At 66.4% G+C, this 24962-nt stretch carries 23 protein-coding genes and 1 riboswitch; of the genes, 10 read left to right on the top strand and 13 right to left on the bottom strand.

Going from position 1 to position 24962, the window contains the following annotated elements; all coding sequences use genetic code 11:
• Positions 1 to 21: 21 nt before the first annotated feature.
• Entirely contained in the window at positions 22 to 597 is a 576-nt protein-coding gene (locus tag F5544_RS42900; RefSeq protein WP_167478428.1) for a TetR/AcrR family transcriptional regulator, read from the bottom strand.
• 133 nt (positions 598 to 730) lie between these two features.
• Here F5544_RS42900 and F5544_RS42895 point away from each other — a divergent pair, with 133 nt between their 5' ends.
• Complete coding sequence (locus F5544_RS42895) at positions 731 to 1537, top strand: SDR family NAD(P)-dependent oxidoreductase (protein ID WP_167478427.1); 807 nt, start codon at positions 731 to 733, stop codon at positions 1535 to 1537.
• 42 nt (positions 1538 to 1579) lie between these two features.
• Here the strand turns inward: F5544_RS42895 and F5544_RS42890 are convergent, their stop codons facing one another.
• Positions 1580 to 2674 (bottom strand): CaiB/BaiF CoA transferase family protein, encoded by a 1095-nt coding sequence (locus F5544_RS42890; RefSeq protein ID WP_167478426.1) that lies wholly within the window; start codon positions 2672 to 2674, stop codon positions 1580 to 1582.
• Between the two features lie 217 nt (positions 2675 to 2891).
• On the opposite strand from F5544_RS42890, the gene F5544_RS42885 reads away from it, so the two are divergent.
• Positions 2892 to 3038, top strand: coding sequence for a hypothetical protein (locus tag F5544_RS42885; RefSeq protein ID WP_167478425.1), 147 nt, complete (start codon positions 2892 to 2894; stop codon positions 3036 to 3038).
• Between the two features lie 5 nt (positions 3039 to 3043).
• Here the strand turns inward: F5544_RS42885 and F5544_RS42880 are convergent, their stop codons facing one another.
• Both F5544_RS42880 and F5544_RS42875 read right to left on the bottom strand, forming a co-directional pair.
• A complete protein-coding gene (locus tag F5544_RS42880; protein ID WP_167478424.1) occupies positions 3044 to 3916 on the bottom strand; it encodes an amidohydrolase family protein in 873 nt (290 codons plus the stop codon).
• 60 nt (positions 3917 to 3976) lie between these two features.
• Positions 3977 to 5365, bottom strand: coding sequence for an FAD-dependent oxidoreductase (locus tag F5544_RS42875; RefSeq protein ID WP_167478423.1), 1389 nt, complete (start codon positions 5363 to 5365; stop codon positions 3977 to 3979).
• Between the two features lie 334 nt (positions 5366 to 5699).
• Between F5544_RS42875 and F5544_RS42870 the strand changes: the two genes are divergently transcribed.
• From F5544_RS42870 to F5544_RS42860, 3 genes are all read left to right on the top strand, one after another.
• Positions 5700 to 6146, top strand: coding sequence for a hypothetical protein (locus tag F5544_RS42870; protein WP_167478422.1), 447 nt, complete (start codon positions 5700 to 5702; stop codon positions 6144 to 6146).
• A gap of 34 nt (positions 6147 to 6180) precedes the next feature.
• A riboswitch (SAM riboswitch) is annotated at positions 6181 to 6297 on the top strand.
• Positions 6298 to 6311: 14 nt separating this feature from the next.
• Complete coding sequence (locus F5544_RS42865) at positions 6312 to 6728, top strand: rhodanese-like domain-containing protein (protein WP_167478421.1); 417 nt, start codon at positions 6312 to 6314, stop codon at positions 6726 to 6728.
• A 157-nt stretch (positions 6729 to 6885) separates the two neighbouring features.
• Positions 6886 to 8100 carry an O-succinylhomoserine sulfhydrylase gene (locus tag F5544_RS42860; RefSeq protein ID WP_167478420.1) on the top strand — a complete coding sequence of 405 codons (1215 nt, stop codon included), beginning with the start codon at positions 6886 to 6888 and terminating at the stop codon, positions 8098 to 8100.
• A gap of 54 nt (positions 8101 to 8154) precedes the next feature.
• Here the strand turns inward: F5544_RS42860 and F5544_RS42855 are convergent, their stop codons facing one another.
• On the bottom strand, positions 8155 to 8598 hold the full coding sequence (locus F5544_RS42855) for an RpiB/LacA/LacB family sugar-phosphate isomerase (protein ID WP_167478419.1): 444 nt from the start codon (positions 8596 to 8598) through the stop codon (positions 8155 to 8157).
• A 63-nt stretch (positions 8599 to 8661) separates the two neighbouring features.
• Between F5544_RS42855 and F5544_RS42850 the strand changes: the two genes are divergently transcribed.
• Both F5544_RS42850 and F5544_RS42845 read left to right on the top strand, forming a co-directional pair.
• On the top strand, positions 8662 to 9297 hold the full coding sequence (locus F5544_RS42850; protein WP_203217721.1) for a DJ-1/PfpI family protein: 636 nt from the start codon (positions 8662 to 8664) through the stop codon (positions 9295 to 9297).
• Positions 9298 to 9326: 29 nt separating this feature from the next.
• Positions 9327 to 9770, top strand: coding sequence for a MarR family winged helix-turn-helix transcriptional regulator (locus F5544_RS42845; RefSeq protein WP_167478417.1), 444 nt, complete (start codon positions 9327 to 9329; stop codon positions 9768 to 9770).
• Between the two features lie 2 nt (positions 9771 to 9772).
• On the opposite strand, the gene F5544_RS42840 is transcribed toward F5544_RS42845, so the two are convergent.
• Positions 9773 to 10528, bottom strand: a complete 756-nt coding sequence (locus tag F5544_RS42840) for an HAD-IIA family hydrolase (protein WP_174867668.1) — start codon at positions 10526 to 10528, stop codon at positions 9773 to 9775.
• A gap of 175 nt (positions 10529 to 10703) precedes the next feature.
• Here F5544_RS42840 and fgd point away from each other — a divergent pair, with 175 nt between their 5' ends.
• The gene (fgd, locus tag F5544_RS42835; RefSeq protein ID WP_167478415.1) at positions 10704 to 11714 is read left to right on the top strand and encodes a glucose-6-phosphate dehydrogenase (coenzyme-F420); all 1011 of its coding nucleotides are present in this window, start codon (positions 10704 to 10706) and stop codon (positions 11712 to 11714) included.
• Between the two features lie 48 nt (positions 11715 to 11762).
• On the opposite strand, the gene F5544_RS42830 is transcribed toward fgd, so the two are convergent.
• Positions 11763 to 12272 (bottom strand): nitroreductase/quinone reductase family protein, encoded by a 510-nt coding sequence (locus tag F5544_RS42830; RefSeq protein ID WP_167478414.1) that lies wholly within the window; start codon positions 12270 to 12272, stop codon positions 11763 to 11765.
• A gap of 154 nt (positions 12273 to 12426) precedes the next feature.
• Here F5544_RS42830 and pta point away from each other — a divergent pair, with 154 nt between their 5' ends.
• Together pta and F5544_RS42820 are read left to right on the top strand one after the other, a co-directional pair.
• Complete coding sequence (pta, locus tag F5544_RS42825; RefSeq protein ID WP_167478413.1) at positions 12427 to 14499, top strand: phosphate acetyltransferase; 2073 nt, start codon at positions 12427 to 12429, stop codon at positions 14497 to 14499.
• Positions 14500 to 14622: 123 nt separating this feature from the next.
• The gene (locus tag F5544_RS42820; RefSeq protein WP_167478412.1) at positions 14623 to 15828 is read left to right on the top strand and encodes an acetate kinase; all 1206 of its coding nucleotides are present in this window, start codon (positions 14623 to 14625) and stop codon (positions 15826 to 15828) included.
• A gap of 141 nt (positions 15829 to 15969) precedes the next feature.
• On the opposite strand, the gene F5544_RS42815 is transcribed toward F5544_RS42820, so the two are convergent.
• The 6 genes from F5544_RS42815 to F5544_RS42790 all read right to left on the bottom strand — a co-directional run bounded on the left by F5544_RS42815 (position 15970) and on the right by F5544_RS42790 (position 24958).
• Positions 15970 to 16257 (bottom strand): hypothetical protein, encoded by a 288-nt coding sequence (locus tag F5544_RS42815; protein ID WP_167471253.1) that lies wholly within the window; start codon positions 16255 to 16257, stop codon positions 15970 to 15972.
• Positions 16258 to 16331: 74 nt separating this feature from the next.
• Positions 16332 to 16604, bottom strand: coding sequence for a hypothetical protein (locus F5544_RS42810; protein WP_167478411.1), 273 nt, complete (start codon positions 16602 to 16604; stop codon positions 16332 to 16334).
• On the bottom strand, positions 16601 to 19567 hold the full coding sequence (locus F5544_RS42805) for a hypothetical protein (RefSeq protein WP_167478410.1): 2967 nt from the start codon (positions 19565 to 19567) through the stop codon (positions 16601 to 16603). Before F5544_RS42805 ends, F5544_RS42810 begins: the two co-directional genes overlap by 4 nt.
• A gap of 659 nt (positions 19568 to 20226) precedes the next feature.
• Entirely contained in the window at positions 20227 to 22638 is a 2412-nt protein-coding gene (locus tag F5544_RS42800) for a serine/threonine-protein kinase (RefSeq protein WP_174867524.1), read from the bottom strand.
• Between the two features lie 5 nt (positions 22639 to 22643).
• On the bottom strand, positions 22644 to 23606 hold the full coding sequence (locus F5544_RS42795) for a glutamate ABC transporter substrate-binding protein (protein WP_167478409.1): 963 nt from the start codon (positions 23604 to 23606) through the stop codon (positions 22644 to 22646).
• A complete protein-coding gene (locus F5544_RS42790; protein ID WP_238847550.1) occupies positions 23603 to 24958 on the bottom strand; it encodes a hypothetical protein in 1356 nt (451 codons plus the stop codon). The genes F5544_RS42795 and F5544_RS42790 overlap by 4 nt, the downstream gene beginning before the upstream one ends.
• Between the last annotated feature and the right edge of the window lie 4 nt (positions 24959 to 24962).

The following is a 24962-nucleotide window of genomic DNA, read 5'->3' as shown; positions in this document are numbered from 1 at the left end:
GCCGCAGGCTGTTCGGCCGATTCAGCGGGGGCCGAAGCCGTGCAGCAGCGTCTCGATGACGCGGCCCGCGAGCGCATCCGGATCGCTGGTGGGTTCGGCCGCGCCGTGCACGGTTTCGGCGATGAGGGCCAAGTAGACGCGCCGGACCCAGTCGAGATCGGCGTCCGGGGCGATGGCACCGGATTCTTGGGCGCGGGTCAGGACCACATCGCATTTGGCGAAGACGTCCGCCTGTAGCGCGACGACTTCGCGGTCGGCCGGATCGGCCTGGTCGAGGGCGAATTTCGCGCCGTACTTGATCTCGATGACGTTGGCCGTCGCCTGGTGCAGGGCGACCAGCGGCGGCGCGGTATTCGGACGGGCCGCGTCGACGGCGGCGACGATGCGTTGCCAGCTGTTGCGGCTCATGGTGCGCAACAGGTCGTCGCGATTGGCGAAGCGGCGGTGCACGGTCGTGCGCGCGACGCCCGCGGCTTCGGCGATCTGTTCCAGTGTGGCACTTGGATTTTGGCCGAGCACGCGTTCGGCGGCGGCCAGGATGGTCCGAACGGTGCGCTCGGCATCCGCGCGCATGGGGCGGGTTGAGGTGCGTGTCATGGGCTCCTCGCCTTCGGTTGACTCGACTAGATAGTACATGTGAGCTGCTATTTCTTGCATATCTGCAACATTGATGTTGCAGTTCTAAAATTTATAGCTACTCTGATGTAGCACTAGTTCGAAGGAGTTGACTATGACCCAGTCCACGAAGACCGCGCTCGTCACCGGCGCCTCGTCGGGTATCGGCGCCGAATTCGCCGCCGCGCTCGTCGCTCGCGGCGATGCGGTAATACTCGTCGCCCGCTCGGCGGATCGGCTGGAAGCTGTTGCGGCCCAACTACGCAGTCGATACCACGGCGAAGTTCACGTGATCGCCCAGGACCTGACCGAGCCGGACGCCGCCGAGCGCATCGCGAATGAACTTGCCGCGCGGTCGATTTCGATCGACATTCTGGTCAACAGCGCGGGTTTCGGCAGCGCGGGCCGGTTCGAGGAGCTGTCCGCCGATGGCGAGCAAGCTCAGTTGATGGTGAATGTCGTTGCGCTGGCGGCACTTACCCGCCGCCTGGTGCCCGGCATGCTCACCAGGGGTGCCGGCGAGATCATCAATGTGGCCTCGACAGCCGCATTCCAGCCCGCGCCGTATTTCGCGACCTACGCCGCGGGAAAGGCTTTCGTCCTCAATTTCAGCCTCGCCCTGTGGAGTGAATACCGCGGTCGCGGCATCAAGGTGCTCGCGGTGTGCCCCGGACCGACCGAAACGGCCTTCTTCGATGTGGTCGGTACCCGTGACGCGGCGATCGGTGGCCGCATCGGCACCGCGGCCCAGGTTGTCTCGGCCTCTCTGCGTGCACTGGAACGTGACAGGGGGTATGTCGTTCCCGGATTTCAGAATTTCGCTTCGGCCCATCTGATGCCGCGCCGCCCGCGCGCCATGGTCGCCCGGATCGCCAAACAGATCACCAGGGGCGTTGCCGACGCGGCGACTCGGGCGGCATGAAAATCGTTGGAGGCGCGGTGAATTCGCGCCTCCAACGAATTGTCAATCGGCCCAGATCGATTCGATCGGCGTCGCCTCGTTCGGCGGCGGGGTCGGCGTGCCTGCCGGGGTGCGGGAGAATCGCGGCGCCGGGGCATGCTGTACCACGCCGTCGATTTCGATGAGTCCGGTGCGTGCGACGATATGCGGGTTTCGTTCCGCCTCGGTGAAGGTCAGCACCGGGGTGGTGCACGCGTCGGTGCCGTCGAAGATCGCGGTCCACTCGTCGCGGGTCTTCGTCTTGAACTTCTCGGTGAACAGTTTCTTCAGCTGTTCCTGACCGTTCGGGTCGATCTGCATGGGCAGGCCATCGGGGTCTATCTCCAAGCCGCGCAACAGTTCCGCGTAGAACTGCGGTTCGATCGCGCCGACCGCCATGTACTTGCCGTCGGCGGTTTCGTAGGTGTCGTAGAAGGCCATACCGGTGTCGAGCAGGTTGGCACCGCGCTCGTCGGACCACAGGCCCATTCCGCGCATACCCCAGATCATGTGCGAAAGGGCAAGTGCCCCATCGATCATCGCGGCATCGATGACCTGACCCTTGCCGGAGGTCTGTCGTTCGACCAGCGCGGCGAGGATGCCGAACACCAGGAACATCGAGCCGCCACCGAAGTCGCCCACCATATTCAGCGGCGGTACGGGCCGTTCGCCCTTGTGCCCGATCGCATTCAGCACGCCGGTGAGCGAAATGTAGTTGATGTCATGGCCCGCGCGGTCGGCCAGCGGACCGGACTGACCCCAACCGGTCATCCGCCCGTACACCAGGCGCGGGTTGCGGGCCAGCGCTTCGTCGGGGCCGAGGCCCATCCGTTCGGTGACGCCGGGCCGGAAGCCTTCGATCAGCACGTCGGCCTTCGCGATGAGCCCGAGCACCCGCTCGATATCGGCCGGATCCTTCAGATTGGCCTCGACGATGGTGCGGCCCCGCCACTGCGGACGTTCCATGAAGCCCGGCAGCAGATTCGGCCGCTGCACCCGGACCACGTCGGCGCCGAGGTCGGCGAGCAGCAGCGCCGCATGCGGTCCGGGTCCGATTCCGGCCAGCTCGACTACCCTGATGCCCGCCAGCGGGCCCTGTCTGGTGGATGGAGTTGTCACGCCCTACCTCGGTTCGTCGTCGATCCAGCGCACCGCGCCCGGCGGTGTATTGACAGTATGACAATAACGCCGTCGCCGCCTCTTGGAACCTGTCTGGGTCGCGAGATCGCTCGACCGCCCCGAACCCGTGCCCGACGGTAGGCTGATGCGCGCTAGAGGGAGTACCGGATCTGCTGTCCCACAAGGATTTTGCTCAGGTCCAGCTAGGGAGGGTTTCATGCGATCCAGGCTCGTGCCCGCCTTCGTCGCGGCGGTCGTCCTCGGCCTGTTCGCCGCGGCGTCGGCGTATATCCGGATCTGTACCAGAGCGTTCCGATCGGCGGCCGCGGTGCACGGACCCGGCAGCTGGTACGACCGACGCTGACCGGATCAGTCGATGGCCCGGAACGGAATCGTATCGGCCGCTTCGGGTTTGGGCAGTTCGTCGCGGCGCAGCGGCAGCGTCGGCTGGTAGGCACCCGGCAGCGGTAGCGTCGGCTCCGGGTCGGCGGGTGTCGGCCGTTCCCGCGCGGGCAGCCGATAGAACTCGCGCGCGTTGTCCTCCAGCACCGCGTGCATATCGGTGCCCACCACATCGCAGATCAGGTCGATATCGGCATCCCGGAACGGACGGCCCGCCCGGGTGCCGGGTAGATCGGTGCCGAACATCAGCGCCCCTGGATTCACCGCATGGATCCGGCGCAGCGTATCCGCGACGTTCATCGACACCCGCCCGAAACCGGAGGCCTTCACCCGCGCGCCCTGATCGACCAGATCGAGCAGGTAGTCCAGGCAGGCATCCGACATGCCGAGATGGTCGACGCAGAACACCGGCAGCTTCGAGATCACCGGCTGCAGCGAGGCCAGCATCTGCCCGTCGATGTACACCTCGACATGCCAGCCGACCAGGTCGTGTGCCCGCAGCGCCTGCAGCGTCATCTCGGTGATGTCGGCGGCGGCGCGCTTGAGGTTGAAGCGCAAGGCGCGCACGCCGATCCGGTCCAGCTCGACGATCTCGGAATCGGTGGCGTCGAGATCGAGCGCGATCACCCCGACCCAGCCTTCACCCAGCTCCGCGAGCGCGGCCTTCATGAAGGTCTGGTCGGTGCCCTGGAAGGATCCGCTGACCACGGCTCCACCCGCGATATCGAAGCGCGACATGCGCTTTCGATAGTCGGCGATGGTGTAGGGCTTCGGCAGGTAGCCCTCGTTCTCGACCAGCGGGAACCGCGGATCGATGATGTGGACATGGGCATCGAACACCTGTACAGAATGCCTCAGTACCGGATTTTCCGCTGCGAAGATCGCCAGTTGAGCGCGGCCCTAAACCTTGTGGGGTTCGCTGGCCCGCAGCATGTCCTCGCGCTCGACCACCTTCACCCGCTCGCGGCCCTCGGGTTCGCCGAGCGCGCGCTCGTGCGCGTCGAGGCGGTACCAGCCGTCCCAGGTGGTGAACGGAATCCCCTTGCCCTCCAGGAATTCCACCACTGCCTCCGGGTCGGGCTTCGCGGCCGGGGTGAAGTTCGGGCTGTCGTCCAGCAGGCAGGCGACGGTCTCGTTGGCATCGCCCTTGGTGTGCCCGATCAGGCCGACCGGACCGCGCTTGATCCAGCCGGTGACGTAGGTGGCGGACAGGTATCGCGCCGCGCCGTCGGCGTTCTCGTCGAGCAGCACCCGGCCCGCCTCATTGGGCACGGTGCCCGCCTGCTCGTCGAACGGCAGGTTGGTGATGTTCTGCGACAGGTAGCCGACCGCGCGGTACACGGCCTGCACGTCCCACTCCCGGAATTCGCCGGTGCCCTTGACGTTTCCGGTGCCGTCGAGCTGGGTGCGCTCGGTGCGCAGGCCGACGACCTTGCCGTCCGCGCCCAGCACCTCGGCGGGAGATTCGAAGAAGTGCAGGAAAAGCTTGTGCGGCCGGTCGCCCTGGTCGCGAATCGCCCACTGCTCCAAGGTGTTCGCCACCATGTCGACCTGCTTGGAGTGACGGCGCGCCGCCTCGGAGCCCTCGTCGTAATCGATGTCCTCGGGATCGACGATGACCTCGATGGTGGGCGAGTGGTCCAGCTCGCGTAGTTCGAGTGGGGTGAACTTGGCCTGCGCCGGACCGCGGCGACCGAAGACGTGCACCTCGACGGCCTTGTTCGCCCGCAGGCCCGCGTACACGTTCGGTGGGATCTCGGTGGGCAGCAGTTCGTCACCGGTTTTGGCGAGCACCCTGGCCACATCCAGCGCGACATTGCCGACGCCGAGCACCGCGACCTTCTCCGCGTCCAGCGGCCAGGTGCGCGGTACGTCCGGGTGGCCGTCGTACCAGGAGACGAAATCGGCCGCGCCGAAGCTGCCGTCGAGTTCGATACCGGGGATGTCGAGCGCGCGGTCGGCATTGGCGCCGGTGGAGAAGATCACCGCGTCGTAGTAGACGCGCAGATCGTCGAGGGTGATGTCGACGCCGTAGTCGATATTGCCGAGCAGCCGGACCTGCGGCTTGTCCAGCACCTTGTGCAGCGCGGTGATGATGCCCTTGATGCGCGGGTGATCGGGTGCGACGCCGTAGCGGATCAGGCCGAACGGGGCGGGCATGCGCTCGAACAGATCGATGGACACGTCCGCATCGGATTTCATCAGCGCGTCGGCGGCGTAGATTCCGGCCGGTCCGGCGCCAACGATCGCAATGCGGAGTGGGCGTGGCCCTACACTCTGTTCGGTCATCTTTTACGCGCACCTTATGGTCGAAATTACTGATGGCGTCGGTTCTAGCCCTCTAATAATTAGCTTAGGCTAACTTGACGCGTCCCCTGCGACTGTCCTGTCGTTCGGCTATGACCGCAGGACGCAGTCTCGCGATTCTATCGGTGCCGGGTATACCCGGTGACGGCCGGTCGATGCGCCGGACGGATGCCATAGGAGTTCGCGATCGCGGTCGGGCATGCGGACGAGGCTGGTCGCCGCTCGGCGCGGCCCGATGTCCAGCGGGTTGCCGTCGCGGCCGTCGCGCGCCGGGGCCGCCGCCGGAATTCGGTACCCCACCAGGGATGATCGGACCATGACCGACAAGCAGCCCGCGGCCGACGACGGCGAAGTGATCGAGATCGACCAGACCGACCGCCGGTCCCTGTGGCCGTTCATCGCGGCCGCCTGCTTCGCCGCCGTCGTGCTCGTCGCGATCGTGCTCGGCGGGCTGCTCTCGCCCGCTGAGAAAAATGTCACAACCGCGGACCGGGTCGCGGGTTCGGTGCGCGATTTCGTCAGCGGCGTCAACAACACCGACAGCCCGGCCGCGCCCGGCAGCGTCTGCCAGGGCTTCGATCCGAAGCGTTCGCCGCTCGCGGATCGGCCGAGCGGAAAGACGGTGGAGATCACCAAGATCGAGAATCCGATCGCGGACGGCGACCGGGCCAAGGCGGACGTCACGGTCAAAATCGACGGCAACGAGCGGACGACGACCTGGAACCTGACCCGCTCCGGGGATCGATGGCTGGTTTGCGATTGACACGGTGGCCATTCGTTGGCCATCTTTAGTTGAAGGTCATGAGAACCAGCGTCAAGCCCCGGCTCTGCTGGTCGGCAACCCTCCTCCGCGGTGGGGTGCTCCGGGTGACGACCTGGCCGCGCGCCGAACCCGGGCGCGGCAAGTGCGGATTCCGAGGAGGTCCACATGAGTTACGCCGGTGACATCACCCCGCGGCAGGCGTGGGAAATATTGCGGGAAAATCCGGAGGCAGTCCTGGTGGACGTGCGCACCGAGGCCGAGTGGAAATTCGTCGGGGTGCCCGACACCAGTTCGATCGACCGGCCGACGGTGCTCGTCGAATGGGTCGACAGCCGCGGCGCCCGGAATCCGGAATTCGCCGAGGAACTCAACAAGGCGCTGGCAGGCCGCGGCGCGGACGCCCCCGTCGTATTCATCTGTCGCTCCGGGCAGCGTTCCGCGAACGCTGCACGGGTCGCCACCTCGCTCGGCATCGAACCCTCGTACAACGTGCTGGAGGGTTTCGAGGGCGGGCTGGACGCCGACGGGCACCGCGGCAGTGAAGGTTGGCGCGCGGCCGGACTTCCGTGGCGGCAGTCATGATCGCCGGGGTTGGCGCGCGGCCGGAGCTCTGCCCATCGGCGGCAGTCATGATCGCCCGGGTCGGCTGCCGATCGGCGGCAGTCGTGGTCGCCGGCGGTGTCGAGCCCGCTGGACAATCGGAGGCCTGCTGTCCGGCCGCTGACGAAGGGCGACGGTCATGATCACCGGCGGCGCATTCGACAAACCCCTGCCCGAAGGTGTCGGCCCCGCGACGCTCGGGGTGCGCGGCGGGGTGCGGCGGTCCGGCTTCGAGGAGACCGCCGAGGCGCTCTACCTGTCCTCCGGATTCGTCTACGACAGCGCGGAATCCGCGGAGGCCGCGTTCACCGGGGAGCGGGAGCATTTCGTCTACTCCCGTTACGGCAACCCGACGGTGGCCATGTTCGAGGAGCGGATCCGGCTGATCGACGGCGCCGAGGCGGCTTTCGCGACGGCCAGCGGTATGTCGGCCGTATTCACCGCGCTCGGAGCGCTTCTGGGCGCGGGCGACCGACTTGTGGCCGCGCGCAGCCTCTTCGGTTCCTGTTTCGTGGTGTGCAACGAGATCCTGCCGCGCTGGGGCGTCGAGACCGTCTTCGTCGACGGTGAGGACCTGGACCAGTGGGAGCAGGCGCTTTCGGTGCCCACCAAGGCGGTGTTCTTCGAGACGCCCGCCAACCCGATGCAGACGCTGGTGGATGTGCGGCGGGTGGTCGAGTTGGCCCATGCCGCGGGCGCGAAGGTGGTGCTGGACAACGTCTTTGCCACCCCGCTGCTGCAGCGCGGCTTCGAACTCGGCGCGGACGCGGTGGTCTACTCCGGCACCAAACATATCGACGGACAGGGCCGGGTGCTCGGCGGCGCCATCCTCGGCACCCAGGACTACATCGATGGTCCGGTGAAAACCCTTATGCGGCATACGGGTCCGTCGCTGAGCCCGTTCAACGCGTGGACGTTGCTCAAGGGTTTGGAGACCATGCCGCTGCGGGTGCGGCATTCCACCGATTCGGCGCTGCGGATCGCGCGCTTCCTCGAGGGACATCCCGCGGTGAGCTGGGTGCGTTACCCGTTCCTGGAATCGCATCCGCAATACGAATTGGCCACCAGCCAGATGAGCGGGGGCGGCACCGTCGTCACCTTCGAGCTCGCGGCCGGCGACGGTGAGGCGAAGAAGCGCGCGTTCGAGGTGCTGAACCGGCTGCGAATCGTCGATATCTCCAACAATCTCGGTGACTCGAAGACGTTGATCACGCATCCGGCCACCACCACCCACCGGGCGATGGGACCCGAGGGCCGGGCCACCATCGGCCTGTCCGACGGCGTGGTGCGCCTCTCCGTCGGATTGGAAGATGTCGAGGATCTGCTCGCCGACCTGGATCATGCGCTGAGTTAGATCCGCAACGTTAGAGGCGTGGGTTCCCTTGGGAGTCCACGCCTTTGGCGATTTTCAGGAGTTTTCGATATCCGCGAGGTGCGCGATATTGGCCTGATCGGCGGCGTCGGCGCTGGGCGCGGCGCCGAACCAGGCGTCCAGGATTTCGCGCAGCTCCGCGCTCGACGTCGAACGTAGGCTCAGCGCAAGGACATTCGCGTCGTTCCAGTTGCGCGCGCCCGCCGCGGTCGCGCCATCGGCGCAGAGGGCGGCTCGAATGCCGGACACCTTGTTGGCGGCGATCGATGCGCCGGTGCCGGTCCAACAGCAGACGATGGCCTGATCCGCGCGACCCTCGGCGACCTCGCGGGCCGCGGCCTCGCTCGCCCAGGCCCAGTCGTCGCGCTCGGTGGCGCTCAGCGCGCCGTGCAGCGTGGTCTCGTGACCTCGTTTCTCCAGTTCGGCGCTCAGTTCCGTCGCGACGCCGACGCGTTCGTCGGCGGCCACCGCTATTCGCATGCGTCCAGATTACGGGTTCGATTATTGACAGCATGCTGTCAAATATGACAGCATGCTGTCATGATGAAAACGGTGCACATGGCGGTATACGACACGCTCGCCGATTGGGAGGTCGGTGCGGCGGTCGCGCACATCAACGGCAATCATCAGTGGCATCGGGAACCCGGCGCCTTCCAGGTCAAGACCGTTGGGCCCACCCGGGAGCCGGTGACCACGATGGGCGCGGTGCGCATCGTGCCGGATCTCGCGCTCGACGAGCTGCGCCCGGGGGACAGCGAGATGCTGATCCTGGCGGGCGCGCAAACCTGGGAGTCGGGTGCGCTGGCGCAATTCACGCACAAGGCACGCGAATTTCTCGACGCGGGCGTTCCGGTCGCCGGAATGTGTGGCGCCACTTTCGGTTTGGCGGCTGCTGGCATCCTCGACGATATCGCGCACACCAGCAACGCCCCGGAATACCTTGCCTACAGCGGATATTCGGGCGGAGCCCATTTCGTCCGGCAACCGGCGGTCACCGATCGCAATGTGATAACCGCAAGCGGCACCGCGCCTTTCGAATTCGCGCGCGAGGTGCTCGGCAGGCTCGATGTCTACGAGCCGCACATCCTCGATGCCTGGTATGGGGTATACGGGAAGGGCGACGCCGCCGCCTACGCGGTGCTCGCGGATTACGCGGCCGGGCAGCGCGCGCACGCCTAGTGCGCCGGAATCGAATCGGAGGCGATCGAGTGACCGAACAACGGCTGTTCAGCACCGCGGCAATCACCACATTCAAGCTGAACGGCCAATTCCTCGCCATCGCAGAGGAATTGGCGCGCCCGGCCGGGCTGACGGCCGCCTGGTGGCAGGTGCTCGGCGCGGTGCTGCACACTCCGCTGCCGGTCGCGGGCATCGCCAGGGAGATGGGCATCACCCGCCAGAGCGTGCAGCGCATCGCGGATCTGTTGGTGGACAAGGGACTTGCCGAATACCGCGATAACCCGGCGCACCGCCGCGCCAAACTGGTCGCCATCACCGACGCCGGCCGCGCCGCCATCGCCCGCATCACCCCGCGGCACGCGGTCCTGGCGGACCGTCTCGCAACCGAATTGGGCGCCGAACAGTTCGCGCTGACCGTCGAGGTGCTCACCAAACTGTCCGCGGCGCTGGACGCGATCGGCGAACCGGACTGACGTCAGTCGAACGGATTCGCCGTGCGACCGACCAGATCGGCCACCGAATCGAGAACCATCGTCGGGCGGTAAGGGAACTGCTCGACCGAACCGCGGGTGGAGATGCCGGACGTCACCAGGATGGTGCGCATACCCGCCTCCAGACCCGCGACCACATCGGTGTCCATCCGGTCGCCGATCATCACGGCGGATTGTGAGTGCGCGCCGATGCGCCGCAGCGCCGAACGCATCATCAGCGGATTCGGTTTGCCGACGTAGTAGGGGTCACGGCCGGTGGCGCGGGTGATCAGCGCGGCGACCGAACCGGTCGCGGGCAGTGAGCCCTCGCGGGACGGCCCGGTCGGGTCCGGGTTGGTGGCGATGAACCGCGCGCCCCGCTCGACCAGCCGGATCGCGGTGGTGATCGCCTCGAACGAATAGGTGCGGGTCTCGCCGAGCACCACATAGTCCGGATCGCTGTCGGTGAGCACGTAGCCGATATCGTGCAGCGCGGTGGTCAGCCCGGATTCGCCTACCACATAAGCGGTTCCGTGTGGGCGCTGTTCGTCGAGGAAGGTCGCGGTGGCCAGCGCGGAGGTCCAGATGGCCTCCTCCGGGATGTCGAGTCCGGTGTGCCGCAGCCGGGCCTGCAGATCGCGCGGGGTGCGGATGGAGTTGTTGGTCAGCACCAGGAACGGGGTTCCGTTGTCGCGGAGTTCGGCGAGGAATTTGTCGGCGCCGGGGACCAGGTGGTCCTCATGCACGAGGACGCCGTCCATATCGGTGAGGTAGGACAAGATCGGTTCGGCCGCTGCAGTCACGTGTCAAGTATCCGCTATGGCCGTGCGAACCGGTCGGTGTGCACCGCGCCGCGAAATCCGGGCATATTCCCGCGCTGCCGCGCGGTTGACTACTGTCGGAACGAGCGACGAAAAGACCTCGAGGAGCAGGCATATGGGCGAACTCAAGCTCGGTTACAAGGCATCGGCGGAACAGTTCGGCCCCCGCGAACTGGTGGAAATCGCGGTGCTGGCCGAGGAGCACGGCCTGGAAAGCGCCACCGTGAGCGACCACTTCCAGCCGTGGCGGCACAAGGGCGGGCACGCGCCGTTCTCGCTGGCCTGGATGGCCGCGGTCGGCGAGCGAACCAAGCGGATCCAGCTGGGCACCTCGGTGCTCACCCCGACATTCCGCTACAACCCGGCGGTGATCGCCCAGGCCTTCGCCACCATGGGCCTGCTGTACCCGCAGCGGGTCATGCTCGGCGTCGGCAGCGGTGAGGCGTTGAACGAGATCGCCACCGGCTACACCGGCGAATGGCCGGAATTCAAGGAGCGTTTCGGGCGACTGCGCGAGGCCGTCGACCTGATGCGCGCGCTGTGGACCGGTGAGCGCACCGATTTCGACGGGCAGTACTACAAGACCGTCGGCGCGTCGATCTACGACGTGCCCAAGGGCGGTATCCCGGTCTACATCGCGGCGGGCGGGCCGCTGGTCGCCAGGTACGCGGGGCGCGCGGGCGACGGCTTCATCTGTACCTCCGGCAAGGGTATGGACCTGTACACCGAGAAGCTGATGCCCGCCGTCGCCGAGGGCGCGGCCAAGGCGGGCCGGACGGTGGACGATATCGATCGGATGATCGAGATCAAACTCTCCTACGACACCGATCCCGAACTGGCGCTGGAGAATACGCGCTTCTGGGCGCCGCTGTCGCTGACCGCGGAGCAGAAGCATTCGATCACCGACCCGATCGAAATGGAGGCCGCCGCCGACGCCCTCCCGATCGAGCAGATCGCCAAGCGCTGGATCGTGGCCAGCGATCCGGACCAAGCGGTGGAACAGATCAAGCCCTACATCGATGCGGGCCTGAACCACCTGGTCTTCCACGCCCCCGGCCAAGACCAGAAGCGCTTCCTCGAACTGTTCGAGCGCGACCTGGCCCCCCGGCTGCGCGCGCTCGGGTAGCCGGCTATCCCGCGAACGCCGCGATTCCGGCGTTCGCGGGTCGGTGCGTCAGGCCCGGTGGAGGGCGAAGATGCGCAGGTCGCGGGTGGTGCGGTTGCGGTAGGCCGCGTAGGCGTCGGTGATGTCGGCGAAGAGGGCGAAGATGCGCTCTTTTTCGGCGTCGTCTTCGAGCAGGGTTGCGGTGACCGGGATGCGCTGGCCCGCGATGGCGACCGTCGCGGCCGGGTTCGCGAGCAGGTTTGCCGTCCAGGCCGGGTGGTGGGCCTGGCCGAAATTGCTGCCGATGACGTACAGCACGTCGCCGCCGTGTACGTAGAGCAGCGGTTGGGTGCGTGCCGCACCGGATTTACGACCCGTTGTGGTCAACAGGATGACCGGTGCGCCGATGGGGCCGAGCACCGTGTATTTGGCGTCGGTGCGTTCGAGCACCGCCCGGTCGAGCGGGGTGATCTTGCGGATCAGCCACGAGCCCGGCTTGGTCGCCGCGAACTTGTTCGCAAGGCGGGAAACGGCATTCGTGCGGGAGCCCCACTGCCGGTCGGGGAACTGGTCGGCCATGTGCGGACTATATCCGCCGGGCCGCGCCGCCGCCTGCGCGTCGGGTCGTCCGGCACCTCGGCCCGAGGCCATCGGTCGTGTGTTCGCGGGACCATCGGTGATGACGGTCTCGCTCTACGGTCCAGGTAGCCGCTCGTTCACTAAGCTCTCGGACATGTCCGAGAACGCTCCATCCACCGTGTACATCGCCTCGCCGGAGGGTGACACCGGGAAGTCGACGGTGGCGCTCGGGGTGCTGCAGATGCTGTGCGCGACAACGGCGCGGGTCGGCGTCTTCCGGCCGATCACCCGTTCCACCACCGAGCCCGACTACATCCTGGAGCTGCTGCTCGAGCACAGCACCGCCGATATCGATTACCAGCAGGCCATCGGGGTCACCTACGAGGATGTGCACGCCGATCCGGACGCCGCGATCAGCGATATCGTCATGCGCTTCCACGATGTGGCCAAGGTGTGCGACGCGGTGGTGGTGGTCGGCAGCGACTACACCGATGTGGCCAGCCCGAGCGAGCTGCGCTTCAACGGGCGCATCGCCGCCAACCTCGGCGCCCCGACGCTGCTGGTGCTGCGCGGTTCCGGGCGCACACCGGAGGCGGTCAAACAGCTGGCCGAGCTGTGCACGGCCGAATTGGTGCACGAGCATGCGGAGCTGGCCGCCATCGTCGTCAACCGCTGCGACCCCAGGCAATTGGACGAGGTGACGGCGGTGCTGAAACCGTTCGGCGTTCCGTCGTGGAGCCTGCCGGAGGTGCCGCTGCTGTTCGCGCCGACCATGGCCGAGCTGTGCCAGGCCATCGACGGCGAAATGTACAGCGGCGACCAGGAATTGCTGCAGCGCGAGGCGCTGGAGGTGATGGTCGGCGGCATGACCGCCGAGCATATTCTGGAGCGGCTGGTGGACGGCGTCGTGGTGATCGCGCCGGGCGACCGCTCCGACGTACTGCTCAGCGTGATGAATGCCCATGAGGCGGAAGGGTTTCCGTCGCTGTCCGGCATCATCATGAATGGCGGTATGCTGCCCCATCCCGCGGTGGCCCGGCTGATGGCGGGCCTGCGGGCGAAGCTGCCGATCCTGACCACCGCGCTGGGCACCTATGAGACCACGAGCGCGGTGCACGGCACCAGGGGCCGGATGTCGGCGGGCAGCCCGCGCAAGGTGGATACCGCGCTGGCCCTGATGGAACAGCATGTTGATGCCCCGGAGTTGTTGCGGCGCATCGAAGTTCGGCTCAGTAATGTGGTCACGCCGCAGATGTTCGAATATCAGCTGATCGAGCGGGCGCGGGCGGATCGCAAACGCATCGTGCTGCCGGAGGGCGATGACGACCGGATCCTGCGCGCCGCGGGCCGGGTGTTGCAGCGCAAGATCGCGGATCTGGTGATCCTCGGCGACGAGGCGACGGTGCGCGCCCGCGCCGCCGAACTCGGCGTCGACATCCGGGCCGCCGAGGTGCTGGATCCGCGCAACTCCGGATATCTGGAGGAGTTCGCGGCGGAATATACGAAGCTGCGCGCGCACAAGGGGATGACGCTGGAGCGCGCCCGCGAAACCATTTCGGACATCTCGTATTTCGGCACCATGATGGTGCACCGCGGCATCGCCGACGGCATGGTCTCCGGCGCGGCGCACACCACCGCCCACACCATCCGGCCGTCGTTCGAGATCATCAAGACGGTGCCGGGAGTTTCCACCGTCTCGAGTGTCTTCCTGATGTGCCTCGCGGATCGTGTTCTGGCGTACGGGGATTGCGCGGTCGTCCCCGATCCCACCTCGGAACAGCTTGCCGATATCGCGATTTCGTCGGCCGGCACCGCCGCGCGGTTCGGCATCGAGCCGCGGGTGGCGATGCTGTCGTACTCGACGGGCGAATCCGGCAGTGGCGCGGATGTGGACAAGGTCAGGGTCGCCACCAAGCTGGTGCGCGAGCGCGCGCCGGAACTGTTGGTGGAGGGCCCGATCCAGTACGATGCCGCCATCGACGCGACGGTGGCCAACACCAAGCTGCCCGATTCCCAAGTGGCAGGCCGGGCAACGGTTTTCGTATTTCCGGATCTCAACACCGGCAACAACACCTATAAGGCGGTGCAGCGCAGCGCCGGTGCGATCGCCATCGGGCCGGTGCTACAGGGTCTGCGCAAACCGGTCAACGACCTGTCGCGCGGCGCGCTGGTGGCCGACATCGTCAATACGATCGCCATCACCGCGATCCAGGCGCAGCAGGACTGAGCGGCGCGCTGTGACACGTGCGACGATGCGGGTGGTTTCGGAACAACCGCGGTCCGGTCGCGGTTGCGGAGAATATGCTCCGACCGCGCCTATGCCGCGGCCGAGCCGAGGGTAGGAGGCCTCATGGGTGCCGAAAACTTGGTGCTGGTGATCAATTCCGGCTCGTCGTCGATCAAATATCAACTGCTCGATCCGGGGTCGGGCGTCCTCGCCGCATCCGGCATCGTCGAGCGGATCGGTGAGGACACCGGCGGTATCGAACATCATGCCGACGGCCGGACCATCGAGCACAGCGGCCGGATCGCCGACCATACGGCCGGATTGCGTTCGGTATTCGACATGTTCGCCGAGACCGGACACGATCTGCGGCGGGCCGGTGTGCACGCGGTGGGGCATCGGGTGGTGCACGGCGGCGAGGTGTTCTATCGGCCCACCCTGATCGATGATGCCGTCGTCGCGGCCATCTCCGAGCTGTCGGCCCTTGCGCCGCTGCACAATCCGGCGAATGTCGCGGGTATCGAGAGCGCGCGGCAGCTGCTGCCGGGGGTGCCGCAGGTCGCGGTGTTCGACACCGCGTTCTTCCACGGGCTGCCCGCCGCCGCCAAGACCTACGCCATCGATGCGAAAGTCGCTGCGGCGCATGGTATTCGGCGATACGGCTTTCACGGAACCTCGCACGAGTACGTATCCGGCCAGGCCGCGGCGCTGCTCGGGCGCGATCCGGCCGAGCTGAACCAGATCGTCTTCCACCTGGGCAACGGTGCGTCGGCGTCGGCGGTCCGCGGCGGCAGGCCGATCGACACCACCATGGGCCTGACGCCGCTGGAGGGTCTGGTGATGGGTACCAGGTCCGGCGATCTGGACCCCGGAATCGTGCCGCATCTGATGCGCTCGGCCCACCTGAGCATCGACGAGGTGGACGCGCTGCTGAACCGCGACTCGGGTATCAAGGGCCTGTCGGGTGTCAACGATTTCCGGGAATTGCAGCGGCTCATCGACGCAGGCGATGAGCAGGCCCGCCTCGCCTACGATGTCTACATCCATCGACTGCGCCGCTATCTCGGCGCGTACCTGATCGAGTTGGGCGGCGTCGACGCCATCACCTTCACCGCTGGCGTCGGCGAGAACAGCCCCCAGGTGCGCGCCGACGCACTCGCCGGACTCGGCCACTTCGGCATCGAGGTGGACCAAACTCGAAATACCGCGAAAAACCGTGCGGCGCGCTACATTTCGCCCGACGGCGCGCCGATCGCGGTACTGGTGGTCCCGACGAACGAGGAACTGGCCATCGCCCGCGCCGCCGCCCAGGTGGTCGCCGAAACGGCCTGAGCGGCGTTCACGAATCGGGATGATTGATTCGTGGCGTCGGGTCTGGTTCTCAACAGTCCTGCCACGAGGGCTTGATGAAACAGGTCACGTCGAGTGGTTGATCGTCGTCGCCGAGCGCGTTGATGAGACCCCGCGGGTTGTCTACTCGTTTGTCGCCCTGCCGGTTACGAACGAAGGAACGATGTCTTCGTCGTCGCGGGAGCCGTCGAGCTGTCCGGCGAAGACCGCATGCGCCGCGTCGATCAGCTCTGGCGGGATGTCCGGATAGTGGCCAGCAATCCGGGCCAGTACCTCTTGGGTTTCGAGATCTAAATCGGTGCACATGCTGACGCCTTTGCCAGCCATCGCGTTAGTGAACTGGATGTTGAACTCAGCTTGAAGATGCTCGCGGTAATCTAACGGCTCGTCGTCGGGTCGGCTGCGTCTCACTTCTGTCTCCTCGATTCGATCAACAGTCCGGCGACGACTGTGTCTGGAGAACACACCTCATTCCTTCGGGAATATCAGCTATTAAGCTCGCCCGGCTCGAAGGAAAGTTTGGGCCTTGCCGCCCTGTTGGAGCCGTCGAGTTGTCCACTGAAGGCCGTCCGCGCGGCCTCGATCAGCTCCGGCGGAATGTTCGGATACGCCCCTGCGACTCGGGCCAAAGCCCGGTAGGTGTCGAAGTCGAGGCCAGAATGATTACGGGCACCCTCGCCGCGAAGAGCACGGGACAGCTCTCTGTCGAAGGTGGCCCGCAATTGGCTTTCGCTTAGGTACCGGCTCGCCCTACTCACCTGTGTCTCCTTGATTCAATTAGTAGTTGATGCAGTACCTTGGCAGGCTCGGATGCGTTGGCTCCGTTCAGTTCGACGTCAGCAAATGCTTCGGCGACCGCTTCTGCCTCGTTCAGCATAAGATCTTCGCCCTCCTCAAAACTGTATCCACTTAACGCACTGACCCAAGCCTCGAACTCTTCAGAGGCCCGGACAGGATCACTCGAGTGGGGCACATGCCGCTTGAAGTAGGTCTTCAGCGCCCGCGTTGCCGCGTTGGACGCGTGGTAATTCCCCTGGATGTCGAGCACATGACCGAGTTCGTGCACAGTCGTCGCATACCAAGGACGGCGTTCGAGACCCGGCGGATGGTATCCCGTCGCGACGTTCTCATGGGTCACGATCCGCATCCTCTCCAGGGATGCGACCCACTCTCGATTCAACGTCAGCGCCTGAGCAACCCACGTTCCATCAGGTTGTTCGATGCCCGTCGTGACCGCGTACTCGATTGAACCCGGGCCTTCATCGGCGACACCGACAAATCTCGGCAACTCGATATCAGGGTATCGAGCCACAATGTCATCAATAGCACGGGCGAACTCGGCGAGCGGTTCCACAGGAAGGTCAGGATCAGTGAACCCCACAACAGGGAGTCCGTATCGGTTGGATAGGTATGCCTCGACCTGCTCCCCCGTACTCGCGTTACCGACACCTTGTGATGATTGGGCACCCTTGGGGGGCTGATGTCGTTGACCGACCGGGTCTTGCCCGGGGTTCTCGGGCCCTGTTCCGTGGAAGCGGGCGGATCGGTCAGAAAGTTCCGTCTCCGCAGTAACTTCCGATGGCTGTCGAACCCTATTGACGCCCTCTTCGACGGAAGCCGTTGATTCATAGTCGATTTCGTCGTGCGATCCAACGGCTGCTTTCGATTCGGCGCCTCGGGTTCCGGGTTGGGCTGCTCGAACCTCCGCTCGCATCGTCGTCGTGCCAGCAGATGTGATCGCGGTGTCGGCGGTTCTGCCGGTGTTTCGGGTGAGGATGTCGGTGATTTTGGGGAGGACTTTCGCGCCGGTGCGGATGGCGATGTAGCCGAGTCCTTCGCCGGCGGCGGTCCAGATGATGGTTTCGGCGACGGCGTTGGTGATGGCTTTGCCGGTTTCCTCGGGGGTGGGTGGACGGCCGGGGTCGGTGGCCCAATGCAGGCCGGTCTGGTTCTCGACGAGGAGTCCGCCGCCGTCGACCTTGTACATCCGGTGTGCGGAAACACCTTTGGGGATCTGGATTTCCGAGATCGGGGCCAAGTCGCCGTTGGGGAGTTCGACGACGAACGGCCCGCTGGGGTTCGGGGTCACCGGGTAGCGCAGCGGCCCGTCATTATTGGGTGTGGTCGGCGGCGTCGAGGGTGAGGGACCGTAGTCCGGGGTCGACGGCCCAGTATTGCCGGGCAGCAACGACGCGCCGTGTGGGGCGCTGGTGCGCACACCGTTGCTGTCGAAGACTCGGGCCTCATCGGCGGTCGGGTTGGTCGGTATCACCGGAGCGCCGCTATCGTCGAGGCGAATGAATTGGCCGTCGATGTCGACGATCCGGTACCCGTCCGAGGTTCTGATCACACCGTCGGGTTGCCGGTAGAACTCGAAATACTTTTTGTTCTCCTGGTCGTAGCTGACCCCGCCGGCGTTGAGGACCAGTACGTGTTCTCGGCCGTCGGCGCTGAGCACGGTCAGGGTGGTGATCCGGCCCGTGGCGTCTTTGACGATCCTGATCGGTGCGTGGGGATTGGCGGTCAGCCGTTCGAGTGCCTCGACCAACTGTCGTGCGTCACCGGCGTCGGTGATCCCCGAACTGAACACCGACGGGTTGTTCACGATCGTGTTGTCGGGCTGGTTCTGGTCGGGGGTCAGCATCTGCTGTTGGATGCGGCCGAGTTCGGTGCGGGCCTGCCGCGCCGCGTCTTGGTAGGACAGGGTGGTGGCGGTGCGCCCGTTGTCGAGTTGTTCGATATCGACGCCGGTTTTGCTGGTGGTGGAGGTGTATCCGTTGGCGAGGGTGAGGTTGTAGTCGACCTGCCAGCCGTCGGTGGTCGCGGTGATCGTCTTCTCGACCCGGCCGCCGCCACCCAGGCCGGTGATTCCGGTGCGGTTGTCCACTAACGCTTTCGGCACATCGACCAGGTCTTGCGCGGTCCGCTCCGTGCCTTGCTGCTGCGGTGTTTTCAGCGTCCCGTCGCTGTTGTAGGCACCGCTCAACCCCGGGACGGTGTTCAGCAATGCCGGGTCGACCCGGTCCAGGGGCCGACCCTGCGTGGGCTCGACTGGCGGTTGCGGGTTCGGCTGCGGCGGTACAGGATTCGGCTTTCCCGGTGTGTATTCCGGGGTTCCTGGCGCGCCCGCGGGCACCGATTGGCCCGGCCACAGCGTTCCCGGACTATCGGTGACCGCTGTCGAGGGAGGTGAGGCGGGTTGGGGGTTTCGGTGGTGTGCGGTGTCGTTGTTCGGGTTGGGGACGGTGGGAAGGTCGGGCAGGCGGTTTCCGTTGTTGTCCATCGGGGTGTAGGACTGTGGGTCGGTGACGGCCCTCGCCTGCGGCAGCGGTACACCCTTGATCTCGTCGTTCTCCGGGATCGTGAAGAAATCGTATGGCTCGTAACGGATTTCAGGAGTCGCGGCGGCCATCATGTCCTGGACGGCCCAGATCCGCTCCAACATGCGAGCCGCACCCTCAGCGGTCAATCCATGGAAGTTGTACACTCTGCCACCAATTCCCTCGGGTCGTCCACCGGCAGCGGCCGAACCCGCCAGCGGACCCGGTTTGAACGGCGGGATAATCGACGCCCAATCCTCCTGCGTGTATAGCGGTCTCATCGCATCCGACACGACAGCTCCTCGTAATATGACGAAGACCGCCGTGTCGGGAAACACGCCGGTCTCGATGGATTCGAAAGAAAATGCAGCGGCCTCGGGTGCGGCGTTGAGCCGGAGCACACGAGTCCGTCAACGGAATTGGTAACGCCGTCAACACAGTTCGATCGACGCGCTCAATGCTCGAGTTGAGATCGCCGACCGTGAGGTTGAAGCTCCGATAACCAAGCGGTGAAACTTGTTACAGGAGGGAGGCTTTCGATGGAAGCGCGTGCGAGGCACAGCTCTAGCGCTGTAGAAAGCTTCACCTAACGGACGGAAATTGTCAATCACGTCGGCGTATGTCTTCGAAAGCCGCAGGTAGACATAGGCTTTCGTTGTAGTCGGCGCACGGCCGGTTCTTCCGCCCTTATGGTGTGCTCCGAGATCGGCACCCGAACGGTATCCGGGTCGCGCGTTGGTCAGGGCCTAGTTGAGTCGTCAGTTCGACGCTGATCCGAGAGCTCCGGACCGTGGTGCTGTGGTTCCGGCGAACGAGGAGCTCACCCGACCCTGCCGGGGGTGGTTCACGAAATACTCATGATCGGTGGGTGAGTATGGGTTACGGATCTGGTTCGCCCGGTGTGCCGCAATAGTCGGGTCGGACTCCTTCCGCGCACGGAAACCCGGCTGCCCTCGTCGTTTCCGCGCCGACCGGTCTGCCCATCGGTCGGCACGCGCGGGATCGGCGACCGGTCCGGGCCCGGCCGGCCACTTCCCTCCCGGCCGGGCCACTCGCCGTTTCAGACCCAGGTCTTCGCGCGGATGGCGTTGGCGAGATCGACCAGGGCGTAACGGTGTTTGCGGCCGGGTGCGCTGCGGGCGAGGGCGCGCAGGCCCGCCTCGGTGCCCGCGCGGAGTTCGCGTTCGGTGAAGGGTGCGCCGAAGAAGGTGGCGTCGGGGCGTTTCGGCTCGTTACCCGCCTGCAGCCAGGCCAGCGCCGCGCCGAGCACGAGCACCCGCATTTGCACCGCGCGGCTCTCGCCGTTGGGCAGGCCGAGCACCCGGGACGCCGCGATGTGCAGGGTTGATTCGTCGAGCTCGGCCACCGGCGCGGCGGTGAGCAGCAGCAGGACCGCGGTCATCCGCGCGGTGGTGTAGTGCCGCGAGGAGGCAGGCACGTCGTCGAGCGCGTTCACCGCGTCGGCGACCCGGCCCGCCGCGGCGAGCTGGCGCGCCTGCCCGAAGGCGGCGCTCACCGCGCCGCGATCGGTGCGCCACACGGTCTCGTAGAACTTCTCCGCGTAATCGCGCCACTGCTCCGGCCCGTCCGAATCCCAGTTCTGCAGAATGAGTTCCGCGGTGGCGGCGATGGCGAGCTTCGGGGCGATCTCGCCCGGCAGCACCCGCAGCACCGCGTCGAAGCTGGCGAATGCCTTCTCGAAGTCCATTTCCAGCAACCGGGCCTGGCCGGTGTACCAGTCGACGCGCCAATCGTGGTCCTCGGGCATCCGGGACAGCAGATGCAGCACCGCGGCCGATTCGCCCATCTCCAGGCGAACCCGCGCCTCGGCCAGTGTCAGCTCCAGATCCAATGTCTCCGGGGCGTTTTCGGGGTCGCCCTCGGCGCGCTCCCTGGCCTCGCGGATGGCGTCGATGGCCTGCTCGGGCTCCGGATGCATGGTCGCGGCCAACAGCGGCGCCGACGGGTCGGACGAGTCGAGCAGCGGAAAGGGCAGCACGGCAACGACTTCGGATGGCATGAGCAGTTTGCTCCTGGCCACCCCGTCGGCGTAGGCGTCGGTCTGGCTGATCAGCTCCTCGGTGCCGAAGCTGCCCCGTGGCGGGCTGAAAACCGTTGACAGCTGCGGATGTTCGATGCCGGTATCGAGCGCGAGCACCTCGCGCAGCACCCCGGCCAACTGCGCGGACATGGCGCGTGCGGACGGAAAGCGGCGGGCCGGATCGGGATCGGTGGCGCACAGCAGTAGCCGATGGAAGAACTCGTAGCGTTGTAGCGTCGGCTGATCCTCCGGGATGCCGTCGAGGTAGCGGCCCTGCTCCATCGGCATATTCAGGGTGAGCACGGCGAGCGTGCGGCCGACGGTGTAGATGTCCGAGGCGACCGTCGGGCCGGTCTTCGCGATCTCCGGCGCCTGGAAACCTCTGGTGCCGTAAAGATTTCCATACGATTCGACGGTGGCGACCGCGCCGAGATCGATCAGCTTGACCTGGTCCTCGGTCACCATGATGTTATCCGGCTTCAGGTCGTTGTAGGTCAGCCCGATCGAATGCAGGTAGTCCAGCGCGGGCAGGATTTCCATGATGTAGGCGATGGCCTCGGCGACCGGCATCCGCTCCGGGCGCGGATAGGCGTCGAGTATGTCGCGCAGCGACCGTCCGCCGACGTACTCCATCACGATGAAGCCGACGGGGGTGCCGTCCGGATCGGTGTGCTCGACGAAGTTGTGGATCTTCACGATGCTGGAATGCGCCACCTCGGCGAGGAATTGGCGTTCGGCGAGCGCGACCGCCTGCGCCTCGGCATCGCCCGCGTGCAGCAGGCCCTTGAGCACCACCCAGCGGTCGTTCACGTTGCGGTCCACCGCGAGATAGATCCAGCCGAGTCCGCCGTGCGCGATACAGCCCTGGATCTCGTACTGTCCGGAGACGATATCGCCCTCGTTCAGCGAGGGGCGGAAATCGTATGGGGCGTCGCAGGTTTGGCAGATGCCCGTGGTGGTCGCCGGCCGGGTGGCGGTGGCCCGGCCCACCGGGTTGCCGCAGCGCCAGCAGAAGCGCTTGCCCTCGGCGACCACCGGATCGTCCAGTACCGCCGTGCGCGGATCCACCGGCGGCACCGTGGTGATCGGCACCAGCCCGGCGCCGAGCCTGCGCACCGACGGCCGCGAGCGCCCCGTCCGGCTGCGGCCCGAGGTGCGCACCGTCGCACCGGAATTGGCGGCGCTGACCTCCCGCCGTCCGGCCTCGACGCTGAGTTCGGTCGGCATCACGGCCGATTCGACCGACATCGTGCCCATCGCACGGGTTTCCGGTGCGGTGGGGATCTCGGGGCGGGCGAGTTGCTTCTTCGTCGCCTTGGCTGAATTCTGCTGCGGCGCAATAGTTTCCGATGGGGAGGCCGGTTCGGATTCGTCGTCCGCCCCGGAATGGGCTTGCGGCGGCTCCGCCTCGGGTTCGTGCTGCGTGGTCATCTGTGTCAGTCCTGATAGGTCGGCGTCGGCGGACTGGACTCGTGCAGCGCACCGACCAACCACTCGTCGTACAGTTCCTGCCAGCGGCCGCTGGTCCGGATCCGCTCCAGCGTCGCGTTCACGAAACGCACCAGATCGTCGTCGCCCTTGGGGATTCCGATTCCGTACGGCTCCGGGCTGATCGGTCCGCCCACCACCGCTGTGTACGGATCCTGGGCGGCCATGCCCGCCAGGATGGCGTCGTCGGTGCTCACCGCGTCCACCTGCCGCTGTTGTAGTGCGACAAGGCAATCGGCCCAGCTCGGCACGGTGAGCAGGCTGGCGGCGGGCTGACCGCGCCGGATGTTGTCCATCGAGGTGGTGCGGGGCACCACGCAGACGCGTTTACCGGCCAGATCGGCTATCCCGTTGATCCCCGAATCCTGCACCACCAGCACCCGCTGGCTGGCCTGCAGGTAGACGGTGGAGAAGGTGACGTCCTTGCGCCGCTCGCAGGTGATGCTCATCGTCTTGGCGACGATATCGACCGTATGGCTCTTCAGCGCCTTCTCACGATCGCTGGAGCCGATGGTGCGGAAGTCGATCAGGCTCGCATCGCCCAGCAGATCCTTGGCGATCTCCCTGGCGATATCCGCGTCGAAACCCATGATGGTGCCGGACTTCGGATCGCGGAAGCTGAACAGATTGCTTCCGGTGTCCAGGCCGACGATCAGCCTGCCCCGCGCGCGAATGGCGTCGACGGTCGGCCCGCCCGCGGTGGACGGCCGCAGGCTCGCAAGCGGATTGCCGCATTGATCCGGATTCGCCGTTGGCAGTGGGGAACTCGACACTATCGTGGTGGCCTGCGCGGGCATCGGCATCTCGGTGTACGTCCCGGTCCTGGTCGGCGCGGCCGGACTTTCCGAATTCGCGCAGCCGCCGAGGAAAACCGTTGCGGCCAGCGATATCACCGCAAGGGAACGTCTCATCGGTACTCCCGCAGCCGGGGCCAGAGGCCGATCGCGACATAGCACGCGCCGAGGATGCCTAGCGCGAACGCGCCGGGCGCCAGGAAGTCGAGCACCCGCGCCGCCTGGGAAATGTTGCCGCGCAACGTATCACGGGTCATGCTCAGGCCCTTGTCGAGTGCGGCGTCCAGGGCGCCCACCTGTGCGGTGGCATCGTTGACGCCGGGGCCGGTGGCCACCGTCGCGGCGCCGAGATAGTCGCCGTGCGCGAGGGTGTCGTTCATCCGCTGATGCGCCACCCGCCAACGATCAAGTGCGACACGGGCACTCGAAATCAGGTCGGCGTCGGGCGCGTCGCTCGGATAGTCGCGCAGCAGTTCGGACAGCCGTTTGATGCTCGTCTCGTAGGTGCGGTCGTAGTCGCCGGTGGCATCGCGCCGCACCAGCTTCAGCGTCTCGGCCGAGCGGGCCTGCTGGGTGAGGATGCGGCTCTCGGTGAGGCTCGAATACGGAGCCGCGCCGTCGTCGCGGCCGCGGATCATCGCCGTCGCCGAGATCGATCCGGCGATCACCGTCCAGGCCAGCAGGAAGACCATCATGGCCGAGGCGAGCAGCAGCCCGGGATTGAACACCCGGCGCCAGCGGCGCGCCAGCTCCCGCTGCACGAGCACCAGTGCGACCAATGCGAGCAGCAGCAGGATTATCGCGGGCCACGGCGGGCGGATGTGGTTGCGCTGCGCGGTATCCACCGCCGCCGAGCGCCGGTTCGCCAGATCCTCGGCCATCGGCAGCAGCTTCGTCTGCATCTGATTCGATGCCTCGCTCAGATAGGCCGCGCCCACCGGGTATCCGCTGCGATTGTTGGCGCGGGCGGTCTCCACCAGACCGGTGTAGACCGGAAGTCCGGTGGCGATGCCGGTGCGCAGCCGCGCGTCCGGATCGTTCGCCGCGTCGGTGACCGAACCCGGCGCATGCCCGGACTGTGCGACCAGATCGGCGGCGGCTTCGCCGATCGCCTGGGTGTACCGGTCGCGCACCGCCTGCGGCTCCAGCCCGCCGGAGATGAAGGCGGTGCTGGCGGCGGCATCCGCGATCGATAACGAGGTATATAGGTGATGGGCGGCGTGCGCGTCCGGCTCGGTGTCCTCGAGCAGGAGGTCGAGCGTCTGCTGCCTGCTGCTCACCGTCGAGGCCGTCATCGCGCCCGCGGCCAGGCACAATCCGATGAGCAGCAGGCCCATCGCGATCAACCTGCCGGGTGACGAACGGGCGAACGAGCTCAGATTGGCCGGATCCAGCTGCCCGCGCAGCGCGGCAGCCCGGAGCACCCCGGGCTGTTCCGGGGTGACAGGCTGCTGCTCGACGAGCGCCATGTCC

The organism is Nocardia arthritidis, from assembly GCF_011801145.1.
GTDB classification, from domain to species: domain Bacteria; phylum Actinomycetota; class Actinomycetes; order Mycobacteriales; family Mycobacteriaceae; genus Nocardia; species Nocardia arthritidis_A.
The sequence above is the reverse complement of the archived record's forward strand: the minus strand, read 5'-3'. Positions and strand labels throughout refer to the sequence as shown.

Excerpts from the sequence above, each read along its gene's own strand:
- F5544_RS42900 (WP_167478428.1), bottom strand. The coding sequence starts at position 597 with ATGACACGCACCTCAACCCGCCCCATGCGCGCGGATGCCGAGCGCACC.
- F5544_RS42895 (WP_167478427.1), top strand. The coding sequence starts at position 731 with ATGACCCAGTCCACGAAGACCGCGCTCGTCACCGGCGCCTCGTCGGGT.
- F5544_RS42885 (WP_167478425.1), top strand. The coding sequence starts at position 2,892 with ATGCGATCCAGGCTCGTGCCCGCCTTCGTCGCGGCGGTCGTCCTCGGC.
- F5544_RS42875 (WP_167478423.1), bottom strand. The coding sequence starts at position 5,365 with ATGACCGAACAGAGTGTAGGGCCACGCCCACTCCGCATTGCGATCGTT.
- F5544_RS42870 (WP_167478422.1), top strand. The coding sequence starts at position 5,700 with ATGACCGACAAGCAGCCCGCGGCCGACGACGGCGAAGTGATCGAGATC.
- F5544_RS42865 (WP_167478421.1), top strand. The coding sequence starts at position 6,312 with ATGAGTTACGCCGGTGACATCACCCCGCGGCAGGCGTGGGAAATATTG.
- F5544_RS42860 (WP_167478420.1), top strand. The coding sequence starts at position 6,886 with ATGATCACCGGCGGCGCATTCGACAAACCCCTGCCCGAAGGTGTCGGC.
- F5544_RS42855 (WP_167478419.1), bottom strand. The coding sequence starts at position 8,598 with ATGCGAATAGCGGTGGCCGCCGACGAACGCGTCGGCGTCGCGACGGAA.
- F5544_RS42850 (WP_203217721.1), top strand. The coding sequence starts at position 8,662 with ATGAAAACGGTGCACATGGCGGTATACGACACGCTCGCCGATTGGGAG.
- F5544_RS42840 (WP_174867668.1), bottom strand. The coding sequence starts at position 10,528 with ATGGACGGCGTCCTCGTGCATGAGGACCACCTGGTCCCCGGCGCCGAC.
- fgd (WP_167478415.1), top strand. The coding sequence starts at position 10,704 with ATGGGCGAACTCAAGCTCGGTTACAAGGCATCGGCGGAACAGTTCGGC.
- F5544_RS42830 (WP_167478414.1), bottom strand. The coding sequence starts at position 12,272 with ATGGCCGACCAGTTCCCCGACCGGCAGTGGGGCTCCCGCACGAATGCC.
- pta (WP_167478413.1), top strand. The coding sequence starts at position 12,427 with ATGTCCGAGAACGCTCCATCCACCGTGTACATCGCCTCGCCGGAGGGT.
- F5544_RS42820 (WP_167478412.1), top strand. The coding sequence starts at position 14,623 with ATGGGTGCCGAAAACTTGGTGCTGGTGATCAATTCCGGCTCGTCGTCG.
- F5544_RS42800 (WP_174867524.1), bottom strand. The coding sequence starts at position 22,638 with ATGACCACGCAGCACGAACCCGAGGCGGAGCCGCCGCAAGCCCATTCC.
- F5544_RS42795 (WP_167478409.1), bottom strand. The coding sequence starts at position 23,606 with ATGAGACGTTCCCTTGCGGTGATATCGCTGGCCGCAACGGTTTTCCTC.
- F5544_RS42790 (WP_238847550.1), bottom strand. The coding sequence starts at position 24,958 with ATGGCGCTCGTCGAGCAGCAGCCTGTCACCCCGGAACAGCCCGGGGTG.